This is a genomic window from Moorena sp. SIO4A1 (genome assembly GCF_010672065.1).
Taxonomy (GTDB): domain Bacteria; phylum Cyanobacteriota; class Cyanobacteriia; order Cyanobacteriales; family Coleofasciculaceae; genus Moorena.
The window spans coordinates 1-2,796 of record NZ_JAAHHX010000232.1; the positions used below are offsets into that span (position 1 = coordinate 1).

The following is a 2,796-nucleotide window of genomic DNA, read 5'->3' on the forward strand; positions in this document are numbered from 1 at the left end:
ACGTGGGCTCGTCCGACGTCAGGGTAAACTTGACCTAGCATTGCCACAACAGTTACAGCCCCAGGTGCAGTTTCTCCCTCTAGACTTAGCTGATCAGGAGGGGTTAAAAAATGCGATCGCCTTTGGCGCGGCTGAGGCCAAAGGCCACGCTGCGCGAACGCCGATCGCATCTCACAACCTAGTTATCCATTGTGCTGGTCCGTTTCTCTACCGAGACGCTACTGTCCTAAACACTTGCATCGAACAAGGGGTTAACTATCTCGATGTCAGTGACAACCGTGCTTTTACCCGTAAAGCCTTAGCCTTCCGTGAACAAGCTACTGCTGCTGGTGTCACCGCTATTGTGAATTCTGGCATTTTTCCTGGTATCTCCAATAGCATGGTGCGTCACGATGTGGAACAGTTAGATGTTGCAGAACGGATTCACCTCAGCTATGTAGTTGCGGGTTCTGGTGGTGCTGGAGTGACGGTAATGCGTACTACTTTCCTGGGATTGCAAGAACCCTTTGAAGCTTGGATTAATAATCAGTGGCAAACCGTTAAACCTTATAGCCTACGGGAAACCATCCAATTCCCTGCTCCCTATGGTAAAGCTGGTGTCTACTGGTTTGATATGCCAGAAGCCTTGACCTTAGTGGACTCATTCCCCGTTAACACCGTCATCACTAAATTTGGCTCAGTTCCCGATTTTTATAATCATCTTACCTGGATAGCTGCCCACATCTTCCCCTCATCTTGGCTGAAAAATCCCGCTGGAATCGAGTTTTTGTCCCATGTCAGCCACATCATGACCGATGTAAGCGATCGCGTTAGTGGCATTGGTGTTGCAATTCGCTCAGAGGTTAGTGGTTACAAAGATGGTAAATCAGCCCGTGCTAGCTCCACCTTAGTCCATCAGAATACTGCTGTCGCTGCTGGGGTGGGTACTGGTAGTATTGCGGAACTGATGCTTACTGGTCAACTCAATAAACCGGGAGTTTGGCCAGTGGAACAAGCTCTGTGTACGCCGTTATTTGAGCAAATTATACAAAGTCGAGGACTTGAGATTAATACTGTTGAAGCTTGAGTGTTGATACCAAATCCGCTTTGATAATCCTCCTTTAACTGAGATATTACACCAGTACAAAAAACTTAATAATGGCAGTGATAAAAATCAATTTAAGTCCTCAAATAGTCAAATATTATCACTTTTACCTGTTCTGATATCCGCTGTGGCCTACCTTTACAGGTTAATTGTAAACTTGGTTTAAGATCTGAGTTTAACTCAAATCACAAGATTTACGCCGCAAATTTACGTTTTTGATCTGCTAAGAGTGAAATCTACTCAATATTAACTAGTCTTAGTGGAGTAAATCCCATGAAAAGTGTCCGTGTGGTAGTAACCGGAACTGTAGGAGCTGGCAAATCTACTTTTGTGAGAACAGCGAGTAATGTTGAAGCTGTGGAAATAGAACGTAAAGCCACCGACGAAATACTTCTGCTAAAGAAAAAAACTACCGTTGCCTTTGACTTTGGTAGCCTTACCTTTGGTAAAAATCTAAATGTTCACATCTACGGTACTCCTGGTCAATCTCGCTTTGACTTCATGTGGGATATTTTAATTCGTGAAGCTCACGCCTACATCGTACTTGTGCCGGTTCATCGACCCAGCAGTTTAAACCACTCTCGTGAGCTTCTGCTGTTTATGAAAGAGCGAGTAAATGTTCCCATGATTATTGGTTTAACCCATATGGATTGTCCAGGGGCAATGACCTCAGAGGAGATTATCAGAACTCTCGGTTATAGCAACCCTCACAATCAACCCGCAAGTGTGATAGTTAATCCCAATCAGCGAACCTCAGTGCTTGAGGCTTTGGTGCTTTTGATCGATCTCCTAGATTGCTAGACAAGTCAGTAGCTAGTGCCGTTCAACTCAAATAACTGACCAGCCCCTGTCAGGTCGAAACCCATAGCACAAAGGACGTTTGTCAGGGCGAAGCATTCGCACATAAATTCTTGGTTTGCTCCCACATTGGCTAGCCGAATACTTCGCCCCAAGGATTATCGTTTATAAGAATTGCCATCTTCTGTAATTTGTGTTTATAAAACTATACAAATCATTAATTAGCGTCACTAAAAAAAGTAATCCGGATTGAACGGATCCCTTGGTGAAAAGCTTAGTAGGTAAACGTTATAGAGTTTACCTATAAATGCAGTATCAACTACTAAACATCCAGGAGTTTAGGTTATAGGTACATTCAACGATAGATGAATTCAATAGTTTAAAATTATAGTAAACCTAAACTATAAACTTCACTAAACTTATACAAAAAAATACTTGTAAATCTTTTATTTTAGCAATTCAAAAAGCTAAAATATAACCAAGTTACAGGATTAGCTATTAGCAGAAAATTATCTATTCAGATAATAATCCATAAAAACATTGCTATAGTGTTTAAAGACTAGAAACTTAAATCAGGGTGCTTTGCTAAATAGTCAAGTAATAACTTAGAGTTAGATTCAACTATATCGGAGTAATTATGAGCTTAGATCCCCAAGAATTTATGACCAAGATGGAAAAGCGTGTCAAGTTGACCAGTGAAGACAAAGCGCTTCTGAAATCACACGCAGATTGGGGAAAAGAAATTGCTTCTGAAATGGCAGACCATTTCTATACTTACTTAGGTAACGATGAAGAAATGGATGCCATTATGAAAGAGAAGGAAGGTCGTATGGAGCGCCTACGGGTAACCTTTGTGCAATGGTTTTACGAAATGTTCACTGGTATGGATGACTGGGGAAAAGCCTATGCTGAAC

Annotated in this window: 3 protein-coding genes; all 3 read left to right on the forward strand. The window is 41.9% G+C overall.

Annotated features, from left to right (window positions below; translation table 11 throughout):
- Positions 1 to 40 precede the first annotated feature (40 nt).
- A complete protein-coding gene (locus tag F6K53_RS36590; protein WP_366511403.1) occupies positions 41 to 1,066 on the forward strand; it encodes a saccharopine dehydrogenase NADP-binding domain-containing protein in 1,026 nt (341 codons plus the stop codon).
- Positions 1,067 to 1,327: 261 nt separating this feature from the next.
- Complete coding sequence (locus F6K53_RS36595; protein ID WP_267876626.1) at positions 1,328 to 1,885, forward strand: ATP/GTP-binding protein; 558 nt, start codon at positions 1,328 to 1,330, stop codon at positions 1,883 to 1,885.
- 634 nt (positions 1,886 to 2,519) lie between these two features.
- Positions 2,520 to 2,796, forward strand: a 277-nt coding sequence (locus F6K53_RS36600; protein WP_293084407.1) for a protoglobin domain-containing protein, incomplete at its 3' end; no start/stop codon positions are given.